We start from the raw sequence: 25427 nt of genomic DNA on the forward strand, positions 1-25427 counted from the left end.
AGCGCTCGTCACGCTCACGACGCGCGGTCTCCGCGTTCCGTTCGGCTTCGCGCCGGCGGGCATCGCGGGTCAAGCGACGGGGCGCGCGGCTTTGCGTATGCTGAGCGCATGACTGACGGTCCGCGCAAGCCTGGGGGCGGGTCCGACGAGAGGGACGTCGTCGTGTCTCTCGTCGACTGGCGGCGAGCACACGGCCCCGTGTTTCGGCCGGTTCGCCCCGCGCGCGCCATGTCAGTGGGCGGCGGAGCCACGGACCGCTTCACCAACGGCTCGGACCTCGCGGACCTCGTCGCCGCGCTCCTCCCCGTGGTAGGCGCGGGTGAGCCGCTGGGATGGCTGGTCGTCGACGGGCTCGGACGTCTGATCGCGGCGGACGTCCCGGCTGACCTGGACGTCGCGTCGTCGAGAGCGACCGACGCTGCGCTGACGGCGCTCGAGGAACACGGGATGGCGCGATGCGACGGGGAACACGTGTCGGCGGAGCTCCTCGTGTTGGCGGGCGCGCTCCTGGCGTGCCGCTTCATCCCCCCTGGCTGCCGGTTCGACATCGCCATCGTCGTCGCACGCCGAGAGCCCCGCATCGCCGATGTCGTGGCCGAGCTCCGCGCAAAGGACCCTGCCGCGCTCCCGCCGCTCGGCCTCCACGCCTTGTTTTCGGACTAGCGGCAGGGCCGCGATGGGTCACGCGCGCACTCGGCCGCAGCGAGACGGACTCAGGGATGCGCGGACGGGGGCGCCACAGGCTGGGGCGCCACGGGCTGAGGAGCGACGGGCTGGGGCCGCACGGCTCCGCTGCGCGCGTCGGCCAGCTGGACCAGCTCGCGCGCCAGGGCAGCACGCTGTGGGGCTCGGCTGTCGAGCGAGGCACGCGGACGGCCGCCGTGCTCGACGTACAGCCGGGCGATGTCGGGCATGTCGTAGATGACGCAGTTGTCGACCGCCGTGAGGTTGTGCGACTGGGCCCACGGGCTCATCTCCGTTGGGTCCAGCCCGGCGTCCACCAGCATGCGCGCGATGGCCAACCGCTGCTCGAGGCGACCGGGCCAGTCGGTGCCGTTGCCCTGACACACGGAGTACAGGAGCGTCGTCTCGCCCACGTTGGCGGGCACGCGCACGTCGCCGCCGCGCTCGATGAGCAGGCTCAGCATCTCGGGCCACGGGTACGCCACGGCGGCTTCCATGGCGGTCGTGCCTCCCCCGTCGCGCACGTTCGGGTCGGCACCCCGGTCGAGCAGCATGCGCGCGATCTCCATGTGCGCGGCCGTGGGTGGTCCGGTGGCGATGAGCGTCCACGTGAGCGGCGTCGTGCCCGACGTCGTGTCGATGTCGTTGATCTGTTCGCGCCGCGGCAGCCTCCGGCGCACCTCGGCGACGCGGTCGTTGGCGATGGCCTCGAACAGCATGTAGAAGCGCCGCTGCCGCTGACGGGGGGCCGACCTCGCCGCGGCCGAGGTAGCGGGCTGCGCCAAGACGTCGTGCGGCGCCGGCTGAGAGCCGACGAGGGCCGCGCTGAGCCCCAACCCGAGCGCGAAGCCGCGGGCCAAGTGGGTGGGCGTGGGTGCTGCGGTGCGGCGAGTGGACATGGTCGGCTCCTTCCCGTGTGCAGGATCGTACCGCAGGCGAGCCCCATGGCTTCCCGCTTTGTGCGCGAGCACGTGAAGGCGGGGAGCCAATGCCAGGCCGCCGCAGGGACGCGCTGGTCTCAGGGCGCCACGTACGCGTCGATGAACGCGAGCGCTTCGTCGCGCGTCGCGAAGGTCTTCCACTCGTACCGAGGATTGGCGACCCAGCGGACTGCGGTGACCATCCCGCGCAGCAACGGCGACGGGGTCACCACGAGCGCCCCACGGATGCTGCGGTGGGTCCGCGTCTGCTCTCGCCCGAGCCACTCGCCGATGACGCGACGTTGTCCGGCCGTCACGATGGGGAACCCGCCCGAGGCCTCGTGCACGGCCCAGTACGGCCTTGGGATGTGGTCTCGCAGCAACGCATCGTGGCCGCGGATGCTCTCCTCGAGCGCGCCGTTGTCGATGACGCTGGGCCAGCGACACAGCAGCACACCGTCACGGAGCCAGCGGGTCTCGAACGACATACGCGCGCACCGTAGCGCACGGCAGCGTGCCACGCCCCTCGGACGCTGGTCGGCCTCGCACCTCGCGCTCGCGAGGGGTGTCGTGTCGCGCTCAGATCAGCCCGCGCCGTCGAGCCTCCGCGAGAGCTTGGCGCTTGCCGCTCGCCTGCAGCGCCGCGTAGATGTTCTTGATGTGCGTGTGCACCGTGTGCGGGCTGATGTGCAGTGTCGCCGCCACCTCGGCGTACGTGCGGCCCGCGTCGATGGCACGCAGCACCTCGCGCTCGCGGGGACTGAGTGGGTCCGGCTCGTCCGCCTCGGCTGGCGCGCGCAGGGCCTCCACCAGCTGGCGCGCGATGGAGGGGGACATTGGGGCACCGCCCTCGTGGAGCTGCACCACGGCGTCGATCAGCTCCTCGGGTGCGCAGCCCTTGAGCACGTAGCTGCTGGCGCCGGCCTTGAGCGCGGACAGCACCGTCCCCCGCTCGTCGAACACCGTGTGCGCCATGATGTCCAGCGAGGCACGGGTGTCCTTGAAGGCGCGGATCACGTCGACGCCCGATCCATCGGGCAGCCCGAGGTCCACCACGGCCACGTCCGCCACCAAGGTGTCCGGCAGGGCGAGGGCGTCGCGCGCGGTCCCCACGTCGCCTACGACGTGCAGGCGTGGATCACTGTCCAACAACAGGCGCAGGGAACGCCGCAAGCGCGCATCGTCCTCCACCAACAAGACCCGGATCGGGGCGCTCACGTCCATGGAACCTCCAGCCGCACGAGCGTCCCGCGCGTCTTCTCGATGGTCAGCGTCCCTCGCAGCGCCTGCGCGCGCGCGCGCATCGACTCCATGCCGACACCGCCCGAGAGCCAGCCGGGCGCGGCGACTTCGGCGTCTCCGTCGGCGTTCATCTCGCTGCCCTTGCCCTCGTCCTCGACCTCGAGCGTGAGCCGCTGCGCGTCCACCACGAGTCGCACGTCGATGCGCCCCGCGGGCGTGTGCTTCACCGCGTTCATCACGGCCTCGCGGGCCACGCGAGTCACGTGCAACAGGGTGACGCTGGTCGGCAGCGGCGCGTCGGGCAGGACGCGCGCGTCCACCTCGAACGCGCGCCCGTGCGGCGAGACGAGCGAGCTGGTGGCGTGCCGCAGGTCGGCCACCGTCGCATCCCACGTGCTGGCCTCCTCGCGGGTGGCATGCGTGAACGCGCGCAGCTCGTAGAGCGCCTCCTCGGCCAGCCCGCCGATGGCGCCATACTGCGACGTGTCGGGCACGCGCTCGCCGACGCCCACCAGCATGCGGATGTTGGTGACCAACGAGCCCAGGCCATCGTGCAGCTCGTGCACCAGCGCGTCCCGCTCCTGGCTGCGCCGCTGGAGGTCTGCGGCGTGCGCCTCCACCGCTCGGTTGAGAGCGGCGAAGCGCGCCCCGAACGAGGCTACCAGCGCCACGCCCAGCCCCAGCGCCCCCCAGGCCACGTCGCTGGTCCAGCGGTGCTTCGCGCCCGCGGCGTAGAGCCCCACGTCGATGGCGGTCGACGTCCCGAGCGCACCCACGCCCAAGAGCACGAAGAGCGCGCTGCGGTCGCGTCGGGCGACGGAGGCCACCGCCGGCACGACCACCGCGACCGTGGCGGCGACGGCCAGGCGGACCGTCACGTCGAGGGGGATGAGGATCGCGTAGTACGGGCGCGCCACCGACGCGGGCAGCACGGAGAGGAGCAGCTGCCCGCCGACCGCGACCAGCGTGTAGAGCCCCGCGACGACCACCAACGCGCGCTCCGAGCGGCCGAGCGCGCGCGCGGAGCGCCCCTCCGCCGGGAGCGCGACGAGCTCACGTGTGAGCACGACCACGCCCCACGCGGCCCACGGGATGCCGAGACCCCAGGCGATGGTGAAGGCGCGCGGCGCGTGCACCACGAGGTCACGGACCTGCGTGTAGTTGGCGACGTACGCCGAGAGCGACAGCAGCGTCACGCCGAGGGCCACGCGCGGTCGTCGCTCGCGCTCCGCCGCGATGAGGGTCGAGAGCACCAGCAGGCCGGCGATGGCGAGCAGTCCCGCCACGGCGAGCGGCCCCAGATCGCGCGCCACGATCGCGCCCACCACGTCGCTCCGCGCGCCGAGATGCAGCGGCGCCATCGGCCCGATGTGGAGGTGGCGCGAGGCGATGCTCAGCGTGAGCGGCCGCCCCAGTTGCGACCGGCGCAGCGGCACCAACACGGTGGCCACCCCCGGCACGCCCGCGGTGCCCGTGGGCCGCTCCCAGCGCGCGACGACCTCGTCGTCCACCCGTGCCTCCCACGTCTCCACCACGGGGGGCACCTCCAGCACCAGGTCGTCGGCGTCCCCGGGGAGGAATGGCAGGCGCGCCCGGAGCGTCAGGTGACGCTCGCCGTCGTGTGTCTCACCCGGCTCGAGGCGCACGTCGTCCAGCTCACGCAGCGGCGCCCGTCCGCAACCGACGAGGAGCCCACACGCCACCGCGAGCGGCACGACGCGTGGCATGCGTGACGACCACCACACCAGGCCGTGAAGGTAGGCCACGGGTGGAGACACCCGCAACCGGGTAGAGATGGGGTATTTCCCGGGGCGCCTCGATCTGGGGCGGAGAGGGGCTCGTAGAGTGCCATCATGAGGCTCTACCCCACACGCACCCTCCCTCTGCTGCTCACCCTCTCCCTCGTCGCGGGCTGCGGCGACGACGGCCCAGCAGGCGACGCCGTCGTCTACACCGTCCCGACGGGCGGCGGCTCGGTGAGCGTCCCGGTCGGCGACACCGCCATCGAGCTCACCTTCCCCGCGAGCGCGGCCGGCCGCACGGTGACGCTGACCCCGACCACGGCCGCGAGCATCGGCTACCCCGCGGAGGACGTGGAGGCCGCGCTGGCCCTGGCCCCCGCGGGCATGACCTTCGACGACCCGATCCTCGTACGCCCCGCGAGTGGCGAGCCGTTGGTGGCCCACGTGCCGACCGCACCCGGGCCGCAGGTGCCGGAGCTGCTCGCGCTCTCGGACGATGGGAGCGCCCTCTTGCTGAGCCACTTCTCCACCATCGCGGTGATGCGCCTGTCCCGCTTTCCGGGCTGGGCGGCGGGGACGGGCACGTGCACCAGCGGCAGCCCGCGCGCGTTCCTCCAGCCAGCGCCGCTGCTGTGCAACACGGTGTCCGTGGACTGCTGCGCCAGCAGCGCGAGCGCCACGTGCCGCCTGGGCGCGGCGTCGCTGCGCCTGTCGTTCGCCCGGCTGACCACAGGGGCAGGCGCGCACTGCGGCGGCGGCATGACGGACGCGGGCATGATGGACATGGGCGGCATCGACGCAGGCGTCGCGGACGCGGGTCCCGCCGTCGACGCGGGTCCCCCTGCGGACGCCGGCGCAGACGACATGGGCTCCCAAGCCGACGCGGGCGCCCCCACCGACGCGGGCCCCGTGGGCGACGCGGGCACGGCCTGCCCAGGCACCGCCGGGCCCAGCATGGTGCGTGTCCCCGCGGGCTTCTGCGTGGACTCCACCGAGGTCACGAGCGCGCAGTACGACGCGTTCCTGACGGCGCGCGGCAGCGACGTCAGCGGCCAGCCGGCCTCGTGCACCGCCAACACCACGTTCGCGCCCAACACGGCGGACTTCGCGGGCGAGGTCACGCAGCGCCCCAACCACCCCGTCGGCTGGGTCGACTGGTGCGACGCGTACGCCTACTGCGAGTGGGCCGGCAAGCGCCTGTGCGGGCGCATCGGCGGCGGCGCCAACGCGCAGGCCGACTTCATCGATGCGACGCGCAGCCAGTGGTACTACGCGTGCTCCCAGGGAGGCGGCATCTCGTACCCGTACAGCGGCGTGTTCGACCTGATGGCGTGCAACACCCGCGGCAGCGACGGCTCGGGCGCACCCGACGGAACCACCGGGACCGTGCGTGGCCGCCTGCCCGTGGGCTCGCTCGCGACCTGCCAGGGAGGCTATCCCGGGCTGTACGACATGAGCGGCAACACCCTCGAGTGGACCGACGAGTGCGCAGGCGCGACGTTCAGCAGCTTCTGCCAGACGCGCGGCGGCAACTCCTACGCGAGCGACCAGAACGCGCAGTGCTGGTGGAACACCTCGAGCCAGCGCAGCTACACCTACGAGCACCTCGGCTTCCGCTGCTGCGCGGACTGACGACGGCAGCCCCGACCGCCTGCCAGGACGTCGGCGAAGCGGCGGGCGCTCGGCGCGCCATCACGCGGGCGGACGCTTCAGCCCCGCGGACCCTGCTCGGCATAGAACCAGCCGGGCAGGGGCGTGTCAGCCCGCACGCGGGCGTCGCTCATGGGTCGCGACGCGGTGTCCAGCACCGGGAGGCGCACCAGGTCGCCGCGCTGGGCGCGCTCGAAGCCCGCGTTGACGTCGCTCTGGTGCCGGTCGAGGCGTGTGACGCGCACGCGACCGTGCTCCCCACACGCGAACCACTCGCGTTTGCCCTTGGTGGGGAGCGGCTGGCTCACCACGCGCAGCGCCTGCCCTTCGCCCTCAGGGACCAGCGCGCTCACGTTCTCGTCGGCGCGCCGCAGCGTGAGGAACGCGTACGTCAGCCGCTCGAAGCGCAGGCCGGCGTCGCGCGCCACCGTGACGAGCTCGTCAGGCAGCGTCGCGGGGACGTCCTCGTGACACCAGTCTTTCGGCCCCCGCAGCATCGGGCAGGGCCCAGCGTGCACGCAGGGACCGAAGATGCGCACGTGCGGGTGCGCGGTCAGCGCGTCGCGCGCTTCGTGGAGTGCCCGTGTGGGCTCGCGCAGCGCCGGCTCGAGCACGATCAGGCTGCCGCCCGGAGCCAGCTGCTGGACCAGGCCCGCCAAGCGCGCGGCGGCCTGCAGCGCGGGCTCCCCGAGAAGCTCGTTGAGCACCAGCCCAGCCACGATGAGGTCGTAGGGCCCCTCCAGTGCGTGTTGCCGGAGGTCCACCGCGAGGGGGCGCACGCTCACGCGCGGCAGACCAGATGCCTCCGCGTGGCGCGCCAGCTGCGAGAAGTGACGCAGCGCGCCTGGGTCCTTCTCCACCGCGTCCACGTGCAGCTCGCGCACGAGGGCGTCCTCGCCAGGCGCCGCCAGCAGCGAGAGCGTCGCCGCCACCCCGAGCGACGTGCTGCCGAGGCCGGCCCCTAGGTCCAGCACCCGCCAGCGCGGGCCGGGCGGGAGGGCGCCCGCGGCCCACAGCTCCAGCAGCGGCTTGACCACCTTGGCCCCGTCGCGCGGCAAGAAGAAGCGCCGGCGGGCCCGGTAGGCGGCCTCACCCGTGGCCCCCTGGTCGATGGCGTGCCGCTCGCGCGTGTAGGCCTGGCTCACGGCCGTCACGTCCGCGGCCAGCGCCCGCTGCGCCTCACGCAGCGCCGGGCCGTCGGTGGGCCACGGGTCAGCCTGGGACACCAGACCGAGCAGCGCCCGCATCACGCGGTCTTCGGGGCCTCTTGCGTCCCCGTGCTCGGTGGCGCGGGCCCCGGCAGGGGCGCTCCCAGCTGCGTGACGGTCGGTTTCCCGGCTCATCCCGCACGCTTCCACTTGCAGCGGACGGCCCGAACCTGAATGCTGCCCGGCGACGTGAACGCCGCCTCCCCCACGCCCTCCGTGACGAAGCACGACCGCCTCTGGCAAGCCCTGTGGGTGGTCACGCTGCTGCTCCTTCCGTCATCGCTCTACGCCATCTTCGTGCACGCGCCCGTGGAAGCGCGCATGGGCATCTCGCAGAAGATCTTCTACTTCCACGTGCCGGCCGCCTACGCCATGTACGTCGGCTTCGCCACGGCCGCCATCGGGAGCATCGGCTACCTGTGGCGCCGCAGCCAGCGCTTCGACGCCCTGGCCGTGGCCGGCGCCGAGGTGGGCATGCTGTTCGCGGCGATGGTGCTCACCAGCGGGCCGCTCTGGGCGCGCAAGGCTTGGGGCGTGTACTGGACCTGGGACCCGCGCCTGACCACGGTCATGCTGGCCTCGATGGTGTTCGCCGCCTACCTCGCGCTGCGCAGCTTCGGTGAGGCGGGTGAGGCCGAGAAGCGCTTCGCCGCGGGTCTGTCCCTGCTGGCCCTGCCGCTGCTGCCCATCATTCACTACAGCGTGCAGCGCTGGCGGGGCGTCCACCCCACAGTCATCACGGGCCGCGGCGCCGGGCTGCACCCGGACATGCGCCCCGCGCTGGTGCTGGGCTTCCTGCTGTTCACGGGCCTGGTGGCCCTGCTGATCGCCTCGCGCGCTCGCCTCGAGCGCCTGCGCGAGGAGCTCCGCGCCCTGCACGTAGAGGCCGCCCGTCTGGGCCTGACCGAGGACGACCGATGACCCTGCCGAGCCTGTCCACCCTGCTGCGCACGGGCGCCGCCCTGCTGTTCGCGCTGCTGGTCGCCTTCGCGGTGGCGTTGCGGGCTGGCGCCCAGGCCCCCGATGGCGCCCAGGACGAGCCGCCTCCCGGCGCCACCCACGACAACGCCCAGGACGCAGGCGAGGACGCCGCCGAGAGCCGCGCCACCAGCTTCCGCGCGGTGGACGGTGCCATCCGCGAGGACGTCCCCGGCGGCATGCTGGTGGTGGGCGCCTACGGGGCCATCGCGGCGCTCTTGCTGCTCTTCCTGCTGCGCCAGCAGTCCCAGCTCCGGGAGCTGGACGCGCGCATCGTGGCCCTGCGCGGCGAGATCGACCGGGGCGCCAGCCAGAAGGGCAACGAGCGCGCATGAACTTCGCGGACATGCCCGTGGAGCACATGCTCTACATCCCCGGCGTGCTGCTGGTGGGGCTGGCGCTGGGCTTCCGCTTGGGCGCCAAGTCCGCACGTGAAGAGCTGGCCCGCCGCGAGCGCGAACGCCGCCGCTGAGCAGCTTCGAGTCGTCATCAGCGTGTCACTGCCACGAACATGCCGCCGCCGGATCGTGCTGCTATGGTGCGCGCCGTGTTGCTAGGGCTCCTGCGAACCATGCGCCCACATCAGTGGGTCAAGAACCTCTTCGTGGTGGCGCCCATCTTCTTTGCGCGCGAGCTGTTCGACACGCAGCGCGCGTACCTGACCGCGGCCGCGTTCGGGCTGTTCTGCATGATCTCGAGCAGCGTCTACGTGCTCAACGACCTGGCCGACCTCGAGGCCGACCGGGCGCACCCCGTGAAGTGCAAGCGCCCCTTGGCCAGCGGGCGCGTCTCCCCGCGCGCGGCCCAGCTCACCGGGGTGGGGCTGATGGTCTTCGGTCTGGTGGGCGCCCTCCTCATCGGGCTGCCGTTCGCTGCCACGCTGCTGGCCTACCTGGTCCTGAACGTGGCCTACACGTTCAAGCTCAAGCGCGTGGCCTACCTGGACGTGCTCTGCATCGCCAGCGGCTTCGAGCTGCGCGTCATCGCGGGCACGCTCGCGGCGCGCGTGCCCCCCACCACGTACCTCTTGGTGGTCACGTTCCTGCTGGCGGCGTTCCTCGCGTTCGGCAAGCGCATGCACGAGCTCGCCCAGGGCGACGGCGCCGTCAAGCAGCGCGCCGTGCTGCAGCGCTACCAGCCCCGCACCGTCATCGCGCTGCTGTACGTCACCGCGCTCTCCACCGTCGCGGTCTACACCATGTACACGCTCGACCCGGCCACCGCGCAGCACTTCGGCACCACGCGCCTGATCTTCAGCGTGCCCTTCACGCTCTTCGGCGTGCTGCGCTTCCTGCGCCTGGTGAGCAACCGCGGCGACGCCGACAGCCCCACCGAACAGATGCTGCGCGACATCCCCTTCCTGGTGAACCTCGCCCTGTGGGCCGTGGCGGTCACGGCCATCCTGTACTTCGGGTGAGGCACGGGACACGGCGCTCGCGATGGTCGCTCACGCCGCGCTCCAAGCGTCCGAACGGGGCTGAAACCTCAGGGCGCGGTTGGGCGAACGATGTCGAGCACGTACACGCCGTCTCGGCCCGCCGCGAGGACACGTCGGTCTCCGTCGAGGACGATGTCCTCTCCGTTCTCCGTAGCTGCCTGCGCGATCATCGCGCGCCGCTCGAGGTCGAAGAGGGCGACCCCGCGGTTGAACCCGATGCCGGCCATGAGCGGACCCGCGAGGGAGAACGCCACGAAGTCGTCCGAGAAGCCCTCTGCGGTGACGGGGCCCAACTCGGCCTCCGCGCCTTGGAACAGGCGCGCCCCCGCGCCGTTCGCGACCACCAGCCGTCCGTCGTCCGCGCCGGCGAAGCCTTCGTTGGCGGCGGGGAGCGTGCGCCGACGCGCGAGCGTTTCGGGGTCGAGCTCGACGATGCGGTAGTCGCCCTCCTCGACCGCGAGGGCGTAGAGGGCGCTGGCCGTCGCGTGCAGCGCGCGCACGTCGTCGAAGGGGGCGCTCAGGCCTACCGTGCCATCGGCGGCGACGAGCTCGACCGCGCCGAAGCCCCGCGTCCGCGCGAAGCCCTCGCCGTGAGCGACCACGGCGGGCGTGCGCCCGGCGACCTCGACCACACCCGAGCCGTCTTCGGCGACGAGGAACAGTGACGAGTAGGTCCCGACCGCGACGCGTCCGTGCGCCCACGCGATGGCCTCCTCCTCGAACAGGTCGCCGGCACCGATGGTGTGCAGCGCGCGCGCCGGGGCTCCATCGAGCGGGAGCACGACCACGCGCTTGCCCCACCCGGTCGCAGCCACGGCCGAGCCGTCCGGCGCGAGCGCGAGGGACACCACCTGAGCGGGCTCGTCGGCCGCGAACGTCAGCGTCACGGGCACCCCGAGCGAAGGAGACGCGGGCTGCGCCGGAGCAGGCGCCGGTTCGACGGGTGGCGCCGCCGGGGGCGTGGGCGGCGCGGCGGCAGGCGCGTCAGGCTCACCGCCGCAGCCGGGAAGCCCGAAGAGCGCGGCGACGAGGTAGACGAGAGGGTGGTGGGTATGGGGGGAAGTACGCATGCGGCCGTATAGGTCGCGCGCCGCGTCGAGGCCAGGCCGTTCCTGACCCGATGCCCGACGGTGCCGTGCGCCGGCTCGTCTCGCCCTTTGCTGCGCGCTCCGATACGATGGTGCGTGTTCTTCGAGCAGGCGATCGTAGCGAAGTGTCGCGCCGTGGGACGCCTCACCGTTCCGCTCGTGTCCATCGCCGACTTGGTCGCCATGAAGCGCCGCGCGGGCCGCGCGCAGGATCTCGCCGACGTCGCCCATCTGGAGCTGCTGCTGGAGCCCGCGCCATGAGCGACGAAGAACGGGCACCTCCGAAGGGCTACACGTACCACGTGAGCACCGAGCAGCTGCGCGTGTTTGCCGGGCTTTCCTACGAGCAACGCTTCGCGTGGCTGGAGTCCACGCGCGCCTTCCTGGTGGCCGCGGCCACCCCCGAGACCATCGAGCGCGTCCGGCGCCTTCGTCGTGGCGAGACGGTGGTGGAGCCGCACGCTGGATCCCCTCCGACTTCCTGACTCTCGTCGCAAGGCGCGCCACGCAGCGGTCGACGGCGCAGGTCACGCGGAGAAAGGCGCGCCACCGCGCCTCAGGTAGAACCCCACCTCACCGTACTCCTCTGGCGCGACCACGTTCACCTCACTGATGCTCCCGTCGGGGTTGAACAGGTGGTAGCCATCGCCCAGCCCGGTCACGAGGAAGGAGCAAGCGAGCGCCGTGGACAAGGATGTCAGCAACGACCACTCGGCGATGCGACGAACGAGGCGACCACCACCCAACATGACATGCGCCTCGAGCACGTAGTCTCCGAGCGCGTATTGGTGAAGGAGCACGATCGTTCGATCGCGGACGTCGTCTAGCGCATCGCCGCAGTCACCCTCCGGGGCACATACGATCGACGCCGCGTCCACGCCCGACACCTCGGCCAACCGAGCGACCAAGTCAGCCACTGCCACCCGTTTCGGAAGCAGGAGCGTGAGGTCGTCCATTCTGAGCTCGTCCAAGCCGCGGGCACTACCGACTTCGCATGCCGCCGTGCGCGGTGCGACGCACGTCCCTGGCGCGAACCTAGGGGGCGCTCCCGACACCGTCAAGCACTTGAAGGAAAGGTCGGTGAGCCCGCCTCACGCCGCGCCGGCGACGACGTAGGCCAACGTGGCCGCCGCGCCCGCAGCTAGCGCATACGGCAGCTGGGTGACCACGTGCTCCACATGGTCACAGCCCGACGCAGTCGACGCGATGATGGTGGTGTCCGAGATGGGCGAGCAGTGGTCGCCGAACACGCCGCCGCTCAGGGCCGCGCCGACGTACACCGCGAGCGACGCGTCCGGAGTCGCAGACGCGAGCGCCACGGCGATGGGCACGATGAGCGCGAAGGTGCCCCACGAGGTGCCCGTGGCGAACGCGGTCAGCGCGCCCAGCAGGAACACCAGGGCAGGCGCGAGCACGGCGGGGACCGCAGCCTGCGAGAGCGACGCGACGAAGCGGCCCGTCTCGAGGTCGCGGCAGATGGCGCCGATGGCGAAGGCCAGCACCATCAGGGCGGCGAGGGGCACCAGCTCGCCCACACCCGCGAACGCCGCTTGGGTCACCTCGGACAGCGTGGCCTGGCGCGACGCGAGCAGCAGCAGCGCGCTGGTGGCGATGGCGGACAGCACGGCCCACAAGACGGCCGTCGAGCCCGAGCCCGCGGCGAGCGACCCGCGCCCCGTGACCAAGAGCCCGACGGGCATCATCACGACCATCACCAGCACGGGCAGAACGAAGTCCCGCGCTCGGGCGCGGCTCCCGGGGAAGCGCTCCGCGCCAGGGTCCACCGCGGCCTCCAGCACGGGCTCGGTGACCCCCACCGTCACCGCCTGCTCCACCCGGCGCATGGGCCCCAGGTCCCAGCCCGTCCACGCCACGTAGAGCGCGAGCGCCACCGCGAACAGCGGATAGAACGAGAACGCCACCGACCCGAACAGCGCCGACACCGGGTCGGCCACGCCCTCCGCCGCGAGCAGCTGCGTCACGTACGCCCCCCACGCGTTCAGCGGGATCAACAAACACACGGGGGCCGACGTCGCGTCCGCCAAGTAGGCCAGCTTGGCCCGCGACACCCGCTGCCGCTCGAACAGGGGCCGACACACCGCGCCGTTGACCAGCACGGTGATGGACGACTCCACGAACACCAGCACGCCGAGCCCCCACGAGAGCATCCGCGCGCGCCGGGGCGTGTCCACCAAGCGGCGCTCCGTCACCCAGCGCACGAAGCCGTCCACCCCACCGGCGCGTCGACCCAGCGTGATGACCGCACCCACCAGGGCCGTGAACAGCACCACGCGCGTGTTCCCCGCGTCCGCAAACACGGCCACGCAGCGCTCGAGCGCGTCGGCCAGCCCCCGCAGCGGGTGGCCCCCCGCCAGCAGCGACGCGCCCAACCACAGGCCCGCGAACAGGCTCAGGTGCACCTGCCGGGTAAGCATCGAGAGGCCGATGGCCAGCGCGGGAGGGACGATCGACCAGAAGCCCATGCGCGCACGGTAGAACGCGCCCCGAGCGAGTCACAACAACGGCGCCACCCCCCGATCTGGACCTCCGTCCTTGACGCGCGTGCCCACACCGCGAAGATACCGGCCCATGCATCCCATTCTGTTCGAGATCCCCACGCCCTGGGGCGCGCTGCCCATCTACTCCTACGGGATGATGCTGGGCTTCAGCTTGATCGTCGCCTGGTACTTCGTGATGCACCAAGGCCAGAAGCTCGAGGGCCTGCACCCCGACCTGATGGCGCACAGTTTCATCATTACCGCCGTGTGCGCCATCGCCGCGGCGCGCGTGCTGTACATCGCCACCAACCTGGACTCGTACCACACGCTCGGCGACCTGTTCTCGTTCCAGAAGGGTGGCCTGGTGGCCTACGGTGGGTTCATCGGCGGCTTCCTCGCCTGCTGGGGGTACTCCCGGTACCGAGGCGTGCCGCTGCTGCCCTGGGCCGACATCATCACGCCCACGCTCGGCACCGGTCTGCTCTTCACGCGCATGGGCTGCTGGCTCTACGGCTGTGACTTCGGCCGGCCCCTCGAAGAGGGCGCGCCTTCCTTCCTGACGCGCCTCGGCACGTTCCCGCACTGGGACTACAGCAGCGCCCACTACGTATGGGGCTCCACGCTCAACGGCTCCCCGGCCTACAGCCACCACATCACCACCTACCCGGAGCGCATGGTGGGGCTGGACCACTCGCTGCCGGTACACCCCACGCAGCTCTACGAGTCGCTGGCCGGCCTGATCATCTTCGGCATCACCTACTACACGCTGCGGCACCGCTCCTTCAAAGGGCAGGTCTTCTTCGTCGGGAGCATCGTCTACGCGCTGTGGCGCTTCGGCATCGAGTTCGTCCGCGACGACCCGGAGCGCGGCGCGGCCTTCGGCTTCAGCACCAGCCAGCTGCTCTCCCTGGCCATCGTGCCCGTGGTGGTGCTGGCGTGGATCCAGACCAAGCGGAACCTCGCCCTGAACGGCGAGCCCAGCATCCCGGACAGCGCCCGCTCCGACGAGTGGCTGGCCGAGCACCGCGGGATCAAGCCCGACGGGGACGACGAGCAGGGCGGCGCCTCCGACAAGGGAGCCTCCGCCAAGGGCCCCAAGGCCACCTCGAGCCCGAAGGGCACGGGCAGCAAGGACAAGGGCAAGAAGAAGCGCTGACGACCACGGGGTGGTCCACGGGTCGCCCCGATCGGGTACGCGCGGAGCGCTCGGTACGCCCACAGCGGAACGTTCTCGAACGGAGAAAAAGGTCCCACCCAGGAACATCTGGGCGGGTTCGCTTGTCGCTTCAGTTCTTGTACGGGTAACGTCCGCGTTCCTGCTGGAGGTCTCCGCGTTGTTCATGCACCGACTGCCCCCCGCGCCCCTTCGGCGCCTCTCCCCTCTCTCCCTGCTCGCCGCGCTCGCGCTGCCCGCCGCGTCCTTGGCCTCGTTGGCCGCCAGCCCCGCTGCCGCCCAGAACCCCTACGACGGCGAGCAACGTGACCTCGCGCGCGAAGCCCGCACGCTGGGTCGCGAGCCCGGGGGAATGATCCCCCTGCTCCAGATGATGGGCAGCTGGGACGACGCCACACCAACGCGCACCCAAGCGCTGCTGGAGTCTCTCGCGCGCGACCGCGGATTGTCGCCCGCCCGGCGTGCATACGTGAACTACCTGGTCGCGCGCGGGCAGCTGAGGCTGGGACGACTCGAAGCGTCGGAGCGCACGATCCGCGACACGGGCTTCGTCACCGACTGGCAGGTCATCGGCCCCTTTGACAACGAAGGGCGCGCAGGCTTTGCAGCCGAGCAACCGCCCGAGGCGGCGCGCACGGCGCCCTTCGACGCAAGCGCCAGGTACCGCGGCCGCGAGCGCGAGGTGGGCTGGCGCACGTATCCCAACGTGAGCGAGGCGGGCTACGTGAACTTCGACGCCGTCTTCCGACCATACGAGAACACCTGCGGCTTCGCGGTCACCACGGTGCACGCCGACCGCGCGCGCCCGGTGTCGCTGAACTTCGGCGCTGGCGGAGCCATCAAGGTCTACTGGAACGGCACCGAGGTGTACGCGGACCCGGTCACGCGCGACCCCTACCCCGAGCGCAGCGCGGTGGTGGTGGGCGCACACGCCGGCCCCAACCGGCTGATGGTGAAGGTGTGCATCACCGCGCAGAGCTGGGGTTTCCTCATGCGCCTCGGAGACGCCGAGGGGGGTGTCACCACGGGCCTGCGGGTGGACGCCAGCGAGTTGCCGGTCACGCCCGCGGGTCACGCGCCGGGCGTCACGCTGCCGGCCCTGCAGGGACCGCTCGAGGCCCTGATGGGCGCCCTGCCCGAGCGCGGCGCACACGAGGGTGACGCCGCGCTGACCGAAGAGGAGCGCGAGACACGCGCCAAGGCCCTCTTCGACGCGGCTCGCTTCCTCTCGTTCGCCGCCGCGGACGACCCGGCCGAGCACACGGCCCGGCAGCTGGCAGCGCGCGCCGCAGAGCTGGCTCCGAGCGTGCCGCGCCTGCGCCTGGCAGCCGAGCTGACCGACCAGCGCGGGGAGGCCATGCGCTTCACCCAGCGCGCGGCCGAGCTCTTCCCCACCGACCCGGAGTCGCTGCTGCTGCAGGCCATCGTGCGCCGCACCGGCCTGACACCAGAGGACGCCCTGCCCATCCTGGACCGGCTCGACGCGGCGCGCGCACGCGGCATCATCCCCATCGAGGCGAAGATGCTGCGCGCAGCCATCTTGCTGCACCTCGACATGGCCGAGAGCGCACGCGAGCTGCTGCTCTCCATGAACCGGGCGCTGCGCGGCTCGCCCAGCTACGAGGTGGACCTGGCGAGCCTGGCCGTAGCCACCGCGCGCGCCGACGAGGTGCTGGCGCGGCAGCGCGCCGCCGTGCAGCTGCGCTACGACAACCTGGACGCGCGCCGCGCGCTCATCGCGGACGCGCTGCGACGTGACGAGCGCGCCGAGGTGCTGGCGCAGCTCGAGGTGGTGCGCACACTCACCGACGACTCCGGCAACGGCCTGCAGTACGTCGCGGGCGTGCACGAGTCCCTGGGCGACGCGGACGCCGCCATCGAAGCTCTCATGGCGGCGCGCGAGCTGTGCCCCGACGACGCCGCAGCCGTGGTGGCCCACGGGCGCCTGCTGCTGCGCCAGAACCAGCGTGACGCGGCGGTCGCGGCGCTGCGTGAGGCGCTGGCGCTTCGGCCCCAGGACGCGGCCACGCGCGAGCTCATCGAGCAGATCCAGCCCGAGGAGCGCGCCGACGAGGCCTACGCGGTGGACGCCGAGACGCTGCTGGCCCGCCGTGGCCGGGCGGACGGCTACCCGCTCACCATGCTCGAGGAGCTGACGGTCAACACGGTCTACGAGAACGGCCTCGGCTCCAGCTTCACGCAGGTGGCCGCGCAGCTCCACACGCGCGACGGGGCCGACGACTTCCGCGAGTACGGCATCCAATTCGACCCGGGCAGCCAGCGCGTGGACGTGCGCCTGGCCCGCGTGTATCGCGCGAACGGTCAGGTGCTGGAGGCGACGCGCTTGTACCAGCAGGCCCTCGGCGAGCCCTGGTACCGCATCTACTACGACACGCGCGCGCTGGTGGTGGTGTTCCCCACGCTCGAGCCCGGCGACGTGGTGGAGCTGCGCTACCGCGTGGACGACGTGGCCCACCGCAACCTCTTCGCCGACTACTACGGCGACATGCACTTCCTGCAAGGTGGCGCGCCGACGCGGCGCATGGACTACATCCTGCGCACGCCGACCTCGCGCGAGTTCTACTTCAACGAGCCCGCCATGCCCTCGCTCCAGCACACGCGCAACGTCGAGGGCGACGTGCGCGTGGACCACTTCTTCGCGGAGAACGTGGCGCCCCTCTACGGCGAGCCCATGATGCCCGGCGCGACCGAGGTGCGCCCCTACCTGCACGTCTCCACCTACCGCACGTGGGAGGACGTGGGGCGCTGGTACTGGGGCCTCATCCAGGACCAGCTCACGCCCGACGACGAGCTGCGCCGCACCGTGCGCGAGCTGGTGGCCGGCGCGCCCGACCTGGCCACCAAGGTGCGCCGCATCCACGACTGGGTCATCGACAACACCCGCTACGTCGGGCTCGAGTTCGGCATCCACGGCTTCAAGCCCTACCGCGTGACGCAGATCGTCCGGCGCGGGTTCGGCGACTGCAAGGACAAGGCTTCGCTGCTCTACGCCATGTTCCGCGAGGCGGGCATCGACGCGCACATCGTGCTGGTGCGCACCCGCCGCAACGGCGACATCCGCGACCTGCCTGCGTCCCTCTCGGTGTTCGACCACGCCATCGCCTACGTGCCCGGCCTGGACACCTACATCGACGGCACGGCCGAGTACAGCGGCGTGAACGAGCTGCCGCAGATGGACCAGGGCGTGACCGTGCTGCACGTGTGGCCCGAGGGCGCGTCGCTGCGGCACACGCCCGTGCACCCCGCCGCGCAGAACGCCCACCAGCGCACGCTCGACGTGCGGCTGGCGGCCGACGCGAGCGCCGCCATCACCGCCGAGGAGACCGTGCGTGGCGTGGACGCGGCGGGCTACCGCGCCCGCTACCGCGCGGAGGGCACGCGACAGGAGCGCATCGAGCGTCAGCTGCGCGACCTTTTCCCGGGCCTCGAGCTTTCGGCCCACCAGTTCGACGACCTCGACGACGTGGAGCACCCCGTGCGCTTCACCTACAGCGGGCGCGCGCCCCAGTTCGCGCTGCGCGACGGAAACACCCTGCGCGTGATGCCGAGCTCGCTCGGCAGCCTGAGCCGCGCGCTGGCCCGTACGCAGACGCGGCGGCACACGCTGGACCTCGGGTCCACCACCCGCTACGCAGAGCGGCGCGTCATCACGCTGCCCGCGGGCGCGCGCGCCACCGCCCTGCCCACAGCGGGCGAGGTGCAGAGCCCGTTCGGGGTGGCCCGCATGCGCGTCACGAACGCCAACGGCGTGGTCACCATCGAGAGCGAGTTCGAGCTCACGCGCGACCGCGTGCCGGCCAGCGACTACGCCGCGTTCCGCGCGTGGATGGAGCGCGCCGACCAGCTCTTCGAGCAGCGCCTGCTGGTGGAAGGGGGCACGCCATGAACGCCGTGATCGCCCGCCCCACGCGCCCCTCCCACGTCCTCACCGAGAGTGCTCCCCGCATGCGTCCATCGCTCCTGCGCCTCCGTTCTTCGTCCACCGTCGCGCTCGCGGCGCTGCTGCTGGTCGCTGGCTGCGGCGGGTCCGGCGGCGGCCGCAGCACCCTCCCCGAAGCGCAGCCCCCGGCACCCCTCCCCATCGAGGCGGTCCGCGCCGCGGCCGCGGCAGCCCCGGACGACCCTGCGCGTCAGCTTGCGCTACTGGACGCCGAGCTGCACGACGAGGGCGGCGACCCGGCCACCTGGGACGCGCTCGCCGAGCGCGTGCTCTTGCTGTCCGAAGGCGACCCCCGCGCGCACCTGATGATCGCGCGCGTCGGCTACCTGCACGCGGCGCCCGCGAACGCCGCCGAGCACTACCTGCGTGCCATCGAAGCTGCGCAGCGCACGCCGGGCGCGTCGGCCATCGCCGAGGTGGCCGCCAGCGGCCTGGGAGATCTGGGCGGCCTCGCGCCGAACATGTCCACCACGGTGGCCGAGCGTGTGCGCACCATCCTGGAGAACCCGGGACACATCGGCGGAGCGGCCGTGTCCTCGCTGACGGGCATCCTGCTCACCTTCGCGTACCGGACGGGTGACGTGGCGCTCGTGCGCAGCCTGGCCACGCGCCTCGGCTGCATCACGTCGTACCGGGTGGCCGGACCGTTCGGGCCGGAGGCCATGACGGGCTTCGACCGCACGTACCCTGCGGCTGGGGTTGGGCCCATGGCCGACCGCTACGACTTGGGCGCCCGCCGCGGGGAGCAGCCCACGCGCACCCTCGAGACACGTGGCTGCGTCGCGTCGCTGGCGGAGGGCGCGGGTCGGAGCGGGCCGGGGACCACCTACGCCGAGGCGGTCGTGGAGATCCCCCGCAGCGGCGACTACTGGCTGCTGACCGACATCGGCGCCGCCTACGAGGTGTCGGTCGACGGGCGACGCGTGGCACGCGTCGATCGCCGCAGCGAGATGAGCGCGCGCCTACGCTTCGAGCGCGTGCGCTTGGATGCAGGCCGCCACGAGGTCGAGGTGCGCGTCACCGCGCGCGGCACGAACCCCGCCATCATGGTGGCGCTCATGGGCGACGACGGCCTCGCGCCTGCCGCGGAAGCGCCAGCGACCACGTACGAGCCTGCGCTCCCCAGCGGTACGGCCGCGTCGGAGCTCAGCGGCCTCTCGCTGTGGGTGGCCGTGCGCCAGGCGCTGGACCGCGGTGATGGCGTAGGCGCGCGTGAGTACGCGGCGCGCATGGGACAGCGACCGGGCGCCGCCATGCAGGCCCTCGCCATCCAAGTGGCCCAGAACGACCCGTTCCTGGCAGACCAGCAGCGCCAGACGCGCGTGCTCGGGCTCGTGCGCGCGCTCGCTGCGCGTGACGCGGCCATGTGGAACGCGGCGCTCCAAGACGCACGGCAGGCGGCCGGCGAGGGGCGTGACCAGGAGGCGCTCGCCACGGCGCGCCAGATGCACGAACGCTGGCCCAACATCGCACCCGTCACCATGTTTCTGATCGAGCTGGTCGTGCAGCGCGGCTGGGACGGAGAGGCGGACGGGCTCATCCAGGAGGCCATCGCGGCCATCCCGGGTGCGTGCAGCCCGCTCTATCAGGTGCTGTCGGGCGCCGAGCGCCGCGGTGTGGCGCGCGAGATCGACGCCGCGGTCGAGGCCATCGTCGCGTGCGACGCCACGTCGAGCGCGCGCTACCAGCGGCGCATGGCTCAGCGGCGCTGGGCCGAGGCGCGCACGGAGGTGGAGCGCCTGAGCGCGTTCGAGCCACCGCAAGCGCGCGGACTGCTGATCGGGTACCACCTCGAGCTCGCGCGCGCGACCAGCGACGAACGCCGCACCAACGAGTTGCTGCAGGAGCTGCGGGCGCTGACCCCGCGCGACGTCACCGTCGTGCAAGAGCTGGGCGACCGGCAATACGCGAGCGGGCACCGCGCCGACGCGCTGCGTACCTTCGAGGACGCACTCGAGCACGACCGTCCCGCCATGTTCTCGCTGGTGTACCCGCGGCGCGCGCTCTTCGCGCGTGACGAGCTGGCCGAGTTCCGCATCGACGGGGCACAGACGCTGCGCGACTTCGAGGCCAGCGGGCGCACCTACAGCGACCCCTCTGTGTTGGTGCTCGACTACATGGCCGTGCGCGCGTTCGAGGACGGCTCGCGCCTGTCGCTCACGCACAACATCTGGAAGATGCAGAGCGAGGAGGCCGTGGACGAGTTCGGCGAATTCGAGCCCCCCAACGGCGCGTACCTGCTGCGGCTGCAGACCGTGAAGGCCGACGGCACGCGCCTCGAGCCCGACCTGATCGAGGGCAAGGACACCATCTCCATGCCGAACCTCCAGGTGGGCGACTACGTGGAGTTCGAGTACATCCAGTATGTCCCGCCCTCGGGCGCCTACCCCAACGGCATGGTGGGCGGACGCTTCATGTTCCAGGGCTTCGAGAAGCCCTACGACCGGAGCGAGCTGGTGGTGGTGGTGCCCACCAGCATGGGCGAGCTGGTGGTGGACCCGCGCGGCCCCGCACCCCAGACGCAACGCGAGGTGCGCGGCGACGTCCAGGTGTACCGCTGGCGCGTGAACGAGAGCCGGCCGCTGGTGGCCGAGAACCACTCCATCTCGGCCTACGAGTTCCTGCCGTCCATCGGCTGGGGCATCGGCGCCAGCTGGGAGGAGCTGTTCGCGATGATGAACGACGAGCTCTCCGACAAGGACATCGTGGACCCCGCCGCGCGACGCCTGGCGCGGCGCATCGTGCAGGGCCAAGAGACGGTGCGCGGGCGGGCCATGGCCGTCTACCACTGGGTGACCGAGAACGTGGAGAGCACGCAGGGCGGCCTGTTCGACCAGGCGGCCATGATGCTGGCCGGACGGCGCGGCAACCGCACGCGGGTGATGCGCTACCTGCTTCGCCTGGCCGACGTGCCTGCCGACGTGGTGCTGGTGCGCGGCTTCGGTGGCGACCAGACACGCTCGCCGCTGCCCGACACGGACACCTACGACGACGTGCTGCTCCGCATCGGGAGCGGCGCGGAGACGATCTACACCACCGCGGTCGCGCGCGGGCTGTCCTTCGGCTACATCCCGCCGCACCTCGGAGGCCAGGACGCGGTCGTGCTCACCGCGACCGCGGAGCGCGTGACCGTTCCGCGCGCGCCACTCGAGCAAGACCGAAGCGCCGTTGACGCCGTCGTGCAGCTGATGCCGACGGGCGGCGCCACCATCCAGGTGCGCGAGACCTACGTCGCTGCCTCGGCGGCCAGCTGGCGCGAGAACCTGCGCGCCGTCCCTGCAGCCGAGCTGCGTGAGCGCTTCGAAGAGGGCTACGTGGCCCACATCGTTCCAGGCGCACGCATCACGGCGCTGCGCATCACCGGCCGTGAGGACCCCGAGGCGCCCCTGGTGCTGGAGTACACGTTCGAGGTGCCCGCGCTGGGCCGCATCCAGGGCGACCAGTGGCGCCTGCCGCCGCTCTTCGGCATCCGCCTCGCGAGCCGCTTCGCGGAGACGCCCACGCGCCAGACCACGCAGATCATCGGGCCCATCGCGACCGACGTGCGCATGCGTGTGATCGCGCCCCGCGGCGCGCCCGCCCCTACCCCTGGAGCAGACGCGAACCTCACTGGCGCAGGCGGCTCCGAGGTGCGTGTGGCCAGCACGGTCGAGGGCAACGCCACCACCGTCACCACCCGTGTGCGCGTGCCTCTCTCCCGCGTGGCCCCGGGCGACTACACGGCGTTCGCGGACTTCTGCCGCCGCGCCGACGACGCGCTCTCCCGGGAGCTGAGCATCCCGCTGCGCTGAGCGGGGACAGATGGGGGGCACCAGGCTGAAGCCAGGTGCCCCGGAGCTGCAGCGCCCTCTGAAAGTCCGCCCCGCGGGGCGGACTACGTCGTGGTTGGCTCCTGGGCCCGCGCGGGGTGATCGTGGGTTCCGTGCGACTCAGGTGCACCCACGATGACGAACTCGACCCCCGCCACCTGCAGTTCGTGGAGGACGTCGACGAAGTCCTCGTTCAGCTCAGGCCGCATCGCCCGAGGTCGTCGCGCGAAGTCGTAGCATTCGCCCCGGCGTCTCCGCCCGCGCGTAGTCGGGTATGGATTCGCCGCTCGAAGCCCACGCGTCCAGCGTCAGCTCCCACACCATCGCCACGCGCTCGCTCGCCGAGAGATGGCTGAGGTCGGGCGAGGCTTCATCGACGAGGTCGACACGCCGAATCGGTATGCTGCTGCGCGCAGCGGCACGGGCTCGGCGGGCATCGTCGCGTGACATCGAGAGCAGCGTAGCATGGCAAGGCAGAGAAGCGCTCAGGTGCCGCAGAAGGTCTGGTAGTCCTCCGTGAACGCCACGGGCGCCGGCGCGGCGTACTCACCGAGCCCGCGGCGCGCTTCGAACGGGCGCGCGAGCACGTCCAGCAGGCGCTCCGTGGGCCCGAGGTCCCCGCGCACCGCCGCCGTGAGGGCCTCCTCCACCTTGTGGTTGCGCGGGATGTAGAGGGGGTTGGCGCGGTCCATGCTGGCCGCACGTGCGGCCCGTGCGCCCGCGTCGACGGCGCCGTCACGCGTGACGCGTGCGAGCCAGCCCGCGCACCACGCGTCGAAGGCTTCGACGTCCGTGTAGAGGTGGCTGGCCTCGTGGGCCTCACCGCACAGCACGGTGGACAGCGCCCGGAAGCCGTTGGTGAAGTCCACGCGCTGCTGGGCGAGCAGCTCCAAGAACGACTGCGCCAGGAGGCCATCCTCCTCGTCGGAGCCCTTCGCGGAGGCCGTCTCGTCGGACAGCAGCCCCAGCTTGCGGCGCATCCCGTGCAGCCAGGCGCGCGTGTAGATCTCCGGGTACGCGGCCAGCTCCTCCTGGGCCAGCTCGATGGCGCGCGGCTCGTCCGCGTGCAGCAGCGGCAGCAGCGCCTCGGCCAGGCGCGCCAGGTTCCACTGGCCGATGCCCGGCTGGTTCCCGTAGGCGTAGCGACCGTGCTGGTCGATGGAGCTGAACACCGTCCCGGGGTGATACGCGTCCATGAACGCGCACGGGCCGTAGTCGATGGTCTCGCCGGACAGCGTCATGTTGTCCGTGTTCATCACCCCGTGGATGAAGCCTACCAGCATCCACTGCGCGATGAGCCGCGCCTGCGTCTCGATGGCCGCGCGCAACAGGACGAGCGCGGGCTGCGCGTCGTCCACCAGGTGCGGGTAGTGGCGCGCGAGGGTGTAGCGGACCAGTTCGCGCAGCTTGGCCTCGTCGTCGCGGATGGCGAAGAACTGGAACGTCCCGACGCGGATGTGGCTGGACGCGACGCGCGCCAGCACCGCACCCGGTAGGAGCCCTTCGCGCCGGACCATCGCGCCGGTGCGTACCGCCGCAAGCGCGCGCGTGGTGGGGATGCCCAGGTGGTGCATGGCCTCGCCCAGGATGTACTCGCGCAGCACCGGCCCGAGCGTGGCCAAGCCGTCCCCACGGCGCGAGAAGGGCGTGCGGCCCGAGCCTTTGAGGTGGATGTCCCGGCGCCGACCGTGCACGTCCAGCACCTCGCCCAGCAAGAGCGCGCGCCCGTCGCCCAGCTGTGGGGAGAGCCCTCCGAACTGGTGCCCAGCGTACGCCTGCGCGAGCGCGTCGGCGCCATCCGGCATGCGGCTGCCGCTGAGCCACGCGGCCCCCTCCGCGCGCAGCGCGCCCACGTCGAGGCCGAGCTCCGTGGCCAGCGGTTCGTTGAGCAAGACCAGCTGCGGGTCCGGGAACGGCGCTGGTGAGACGCGCACGTAGAACCCCTCGAGCTCCCGGGCGTACGTGTTGTCGAAGGGGAATACAGGTGCGTCGGCCGTGGTCATCGCCCCATGCTAGCAGTCCGTTGAAGAACCCTCCCTTCCTCTCGCTGGCAGCCCGAGGCCCACTTGCCCCCCGCTTCGGTCGCAGAACCATCGAGGTTCTGCTCCCTCACCGTGCGGCAATTGAACCTCGGTTGCTGGCGCGATAGAAAGGGCGGTTCTTCAACGGACTGCTAGCGCGAATGACCGCCCCTTCCCCCCGACGACGCCGCGTGTGGCGTGTGCTGGCCGTGCTCCTCGGGCTGTACGCGGTCTACTGCGGGGTGCTCTACCGCGCGCAGCCGCTGCTCTTCTTTCCGGGCGCAGGCGCGGTCGCGACCCTGCCGCCACCCGCGGGCACGCGCACGCTCCGCCTGGTGCACCCCGACGGCGTCGAGACGGACCTCTGGCTGCGCACGCCGCGCGAGGACACCCACGGGCCGGGGCCGCACCCGCTCGTCGTGGTGCTGCACGGCAACGGCGACCGCATCGACCGTGGCGCGGACGGGGTCATGAGGTGGCTCAACGAGCTTGGCTTCGCGGTGGCGTTGCCGGAGTACCGCGGCTACGGGGCCTCACAGGGAGAGCCCGGCGAAGAAGCCGTCACGGCGGACTTGGTGCGCGCCGTGGACCAGCTCGTCGCGCTGCCCGAGATCGACCGCGAGCGCGTCGTGTACTTCGGCACGTCGCTCGGCACCTGCTTCGGAGGTCAGCTCGCGGCGCGGCGGCCACCCGCGGGGCTCATCCTGCGTACACCGTTCCTGCGCACGGACCTCATGGCGCTGCGCCGCTTTGCGCCGCCTTTCCTGGTCTCGCACCCGTTCCGCAACGACCGGGCCCTCGCGGGCTTTCCCGCACCGACGCTCATCCTGCAGCACACGCGCGACGAGGTGGCTCCGCCCGACGACTCGACCGCGCTCGCCGCACTGCTACCGAACGCGACGCTGGTGGCCATCGACGCGCTGCACAACGGCCCCGGGGACCCAGCGGAGCGCGCCCGCGAGGACGACGCGATCGTCGCGTTTCTGGCGCGCTTCCGCTGAAGCGCCGTCGGGC

General features: G+C 72.1%; 21 protein-coding genes. 11 read left to right on the plus strand and 10 right to left on the minus strand.

Features of this window, described 5'->3' with window-relative positions:
* Positions 1–108 precede the first annotated feature (108 nt).
* Positions 109–663, plus strand: a complete 555-nt coding sequence (locus tag H6726_00720; GenBank protein MCB9656141.1) for a hypothetical protein — start codon at positions 109–111, stop codon at positions 661–663.
* A gap of 50 nt (positions 664–713) precedes the next feature.
* On the opposite strand, the gene H6726_00725 is transcribed toward H6726_00720, so the two are convergent.
* From H6726_00725 to H6726_00740, 4 genes are all read right to left on the minus strand, one after another.
* The gene (locus tag H6726_00725; protein MCB9656142.1) at positions 714–1583 is read right to left on the minus strand and encodes a hypothetical protein; all 870 of its coding nucleotides are present in this window, start codon (positions 1581–1583) and stop codon (positions 714–716) included.
* Between the two features lie 119 nt (positions 1584–1702).
* Positions 1703–2092: a hypothetical protein gene (locus H6726_00730; GenBank protein MCB9656143.1), complete on the minus strand. Its 390-nt coding sequence runs from the start codon at positions 2090–2092 to the stop codon at positions 1703–1705.
* Positions 2093–2183: 91 nt separating this feature from the next.
* Positions 2184–2822: a response regulator transcription factor gene (locus H6726_00735; GenBank protein ID MCB9656144.1), complete on the minus strand. Its 639-nt coding sequence runs from the start codon at positions 2820–2822 to the stop codon at positions 2184–2186.
* Entirely contained in the window at positions 2819–4573 is a 1755-nt protein-coding gene (locus tag H6726_00740) for a hypothetical protein (protein ID MCB9656145.1), read from the minus strand. The genes H6726_00735 and H6726_00740 overlap by 4 nt, the downstream gene beginning before the upstream one ends.
* Positions 4574–4699: 126 nt before the next feature.
* Here H6726_00740 and H6726_00745 point away from each other — a divergent pair, with 126 nt between their 5' ends.
* A complete protein-coding gene (locus tag H6726_00745) occupies positions 4700–6220 on the plus strand; it encodes an SUMF1/EgtB/PvdO family nonheme iron enzyme (protein MCB9656146.1) in 1521 nt (506 codons plus the stop codon).
* Between the two features lie 77 nt (positions 6221–6297).
* Here H6726_00745 and H6726_00750 read toward each other — a convergent pair whose 3' ends face one another.
* A complete protein-coding gene (locus H6726_00750) occupies positions 6298–7581 on the minus strand; it encodes a hypothetical protein (GenBank protein MCB9656147.1) in 1284 nt (427 codons plus the stop codon).
* Between the two features lie 54 nt (positions 7582–7635).
* Here H6726_00750 and ccsA point away from each other — a divergent pair, with 54 nt between their 5' ends.
* From ccsA to H6726_00770, 4 genes are all read left to right on the plus strand, one after another.
* Positions 7636–8367 carry a cytochrome c biogenesis protein CcsA gene (gene ccsA, locus H6726_00755; protein MCB9656148.1) on the plus strand — a complete coding sequence of 244 codons (732 nt, stop codon included), beginning with the start codon at positions 7636–7638 and terminating at the stop codon, positions 8365–8367.
* Entirely contained in the window at positions 8364–8759 is a 396-nt protein-coding gene (locus tag H6726_00760) for a hypothetical protein (GenBank protein MCB9656149.1), read from the plus strand. The genes ccsA and H6726_00760 overlap by 4 nt, the downstream gene beginning before the upstream one ends.
* On the plus strand, positions 8756–8896 hold the full coding sequence (locus tag H6726_00765) for a hypothetical protein (GenBank protein ID MCB9656150.1): 141 nt from the start codon (positions 8756–8758) through the stop codon (positions 8894–8896). The genes H6726_00760 and H6726_00765 overlap by 4 nt, the downstream gene beginning before the upstream one ends.
* 75 nt (positions 8897–8971) lie before the next feature.
* Positions 8972–9841, plus strand: a complete 870-nt coding sequence (locus H6726_00770) for a decaprenyl-phosphate phosphoribosyltransferase (protein MCB9656151.1) — start codon at positions 8972–8974, stop codon at positions 9839–9841.
* Between the two features lie 68 nt (positions 9842–9909).
* Here the strand turns inward: H6726_00770 and H6726_00775 are convergent, their stop codons facing one another.
* Entirely contained in the window at positions 9910–10932 is a 1023-nt protein-coding gene (locus H6726_00775; GenBank protein MCB9656152.1) for a hypothetical protein, read from the minus strand.
* Positions 10933–11207: 275 nt separating this feature from the next.
* Between H6726_00775 and H6726_00780 the strand changes: the two genes are divergently transcribed.
* Positions 11208–11435 (plus strand): hypothetical protein, encoded by a 228-nt coding sequence (locus H6726_00780; protein MCB9656153.1) that lies wholly within the window; start codon positions 11208–11210, stop codon positions 11433–11435.
* Between the two features lie 42 nt (positions 11436–11477).
* On the opposite strand, the gene H6726_00785 is transcribed toward H6726_00780, so the two are convergent.
* Positions 11478–11750, minus strand: a complete 273-nt coding sequence (locus H6726_00785; protein ID MCB9656154.1) for a hypothetical protein — start codon at positions 11748–11750, stop codon at positions 11478–11480.
* Between the two features lie 291 nt (positions 11751–12041).
* Positions 12042–13433: a hypothetical protein gene (locus tag H6726_00790; protein MCB9656155.1), complete on the minus strand. Its 1392-nt coding sequence runs from the start codon at positions 13431–13433 to the stop codon at positions 12042–12044.
* Positions 13434–13539: 106 nt separating this feature from the next.
* Between H6726_00790 and H6726_00795 the strand changes: the two genes are divergently transcribed.
* The 3 genes from H6726_00795 to H6726_00805 all read left to right on the plus strand — a co-directional run bounded on the left by H6726_00795 (position 13540) and on the right by H6726_00805 (position 22374).
* The gene (locus H6726_00795) at positions 13540–14604 is read left to right on the plus strand and encodes a prolipoprotein diacylglyceryl transferase (GenBank protein ID MCB9656156.1); all 1065 of its coding nucleotides are present in this window, start codon (positions 13540–13542) and stop codon (positions 14602–14604) included.
* Positions 14605–14788: 184 nt separating this feature from the next.
* On the plus strand, positions 14789–18529 hold the full coding sequence (locus tag H6726_00800; protein ID MCB9656157.1) for a DUF3857 domain-containing protein: 3741 nt from the start codon (positions 14789–14791) through the stop codon (positions 18527–18529).
* Complete coding sequence (locus tag H6726_00805) at positions 18526–22374, plus strand: DUF3857 domain-containing protein (protein MCB9656158.1); 3849 nt, start codon at positions 18526–18528, stop codon at positions 22372–22374. Before H6726_00800 ends, H6726_00805 begins: the two co-directional genes overlap by 4 nt.
* 216 nt (positions 22375–22590) lie before the next feature.
* Here the strand turns inward: H6726_00805 and H6726_00810 are convergent, their stop codons facing one another.
* Together H6726_00810 and H6726_00815 are read right to left on the minus strand one after the other, a co-directional pair.
* Positions 22591–22842, minus strand: coding sequence for a hypothetical protein (locus H6726_00810; protein ID MCB9656159.1), 252 nt, complete (start codon positions 22840–22842; stop codon positions 22591–22593).
* Between the two features lie 35 nt (positions 22843–22877).
* Positions 22878–24395 carry a YdiU family protein gene (locus H6726_00815; protein MCB9656160.1) on the minus strand — a complete coding sequence of 506 codons (1518 nt, stop codon included), beginning with the start codon at positions 24393–24395 and terminating at the stop codon, positions 22878–22880.
* A gap of 179 nt (positions 24396–24574) precedes the next feature.
* Between H6726_00815 and H6726_00820 the strand changes: the two genes are divergently transcribed.
* On the plus strand, positions 24575–25414 hold the full coding sequence (locus H6726_00820; protein ID MCB9656161.1) for an alpha/beta fold hydrolase: 840 nt from the start codon (positions 24575–24577) through the stop codon (positions 25412–25414).
* Positions 25415–25427 lie beyond the last annotated feature (13 nt).

It is taken from the genome of Sandaracinaceae bacterium (assembly GCA_020633055.1).
Taxonomy (GTDB): Bacteria; Myxococcota_A; Polyangia; order Polyangiales; family Houyiibacteriaceae; genus JADJJE01.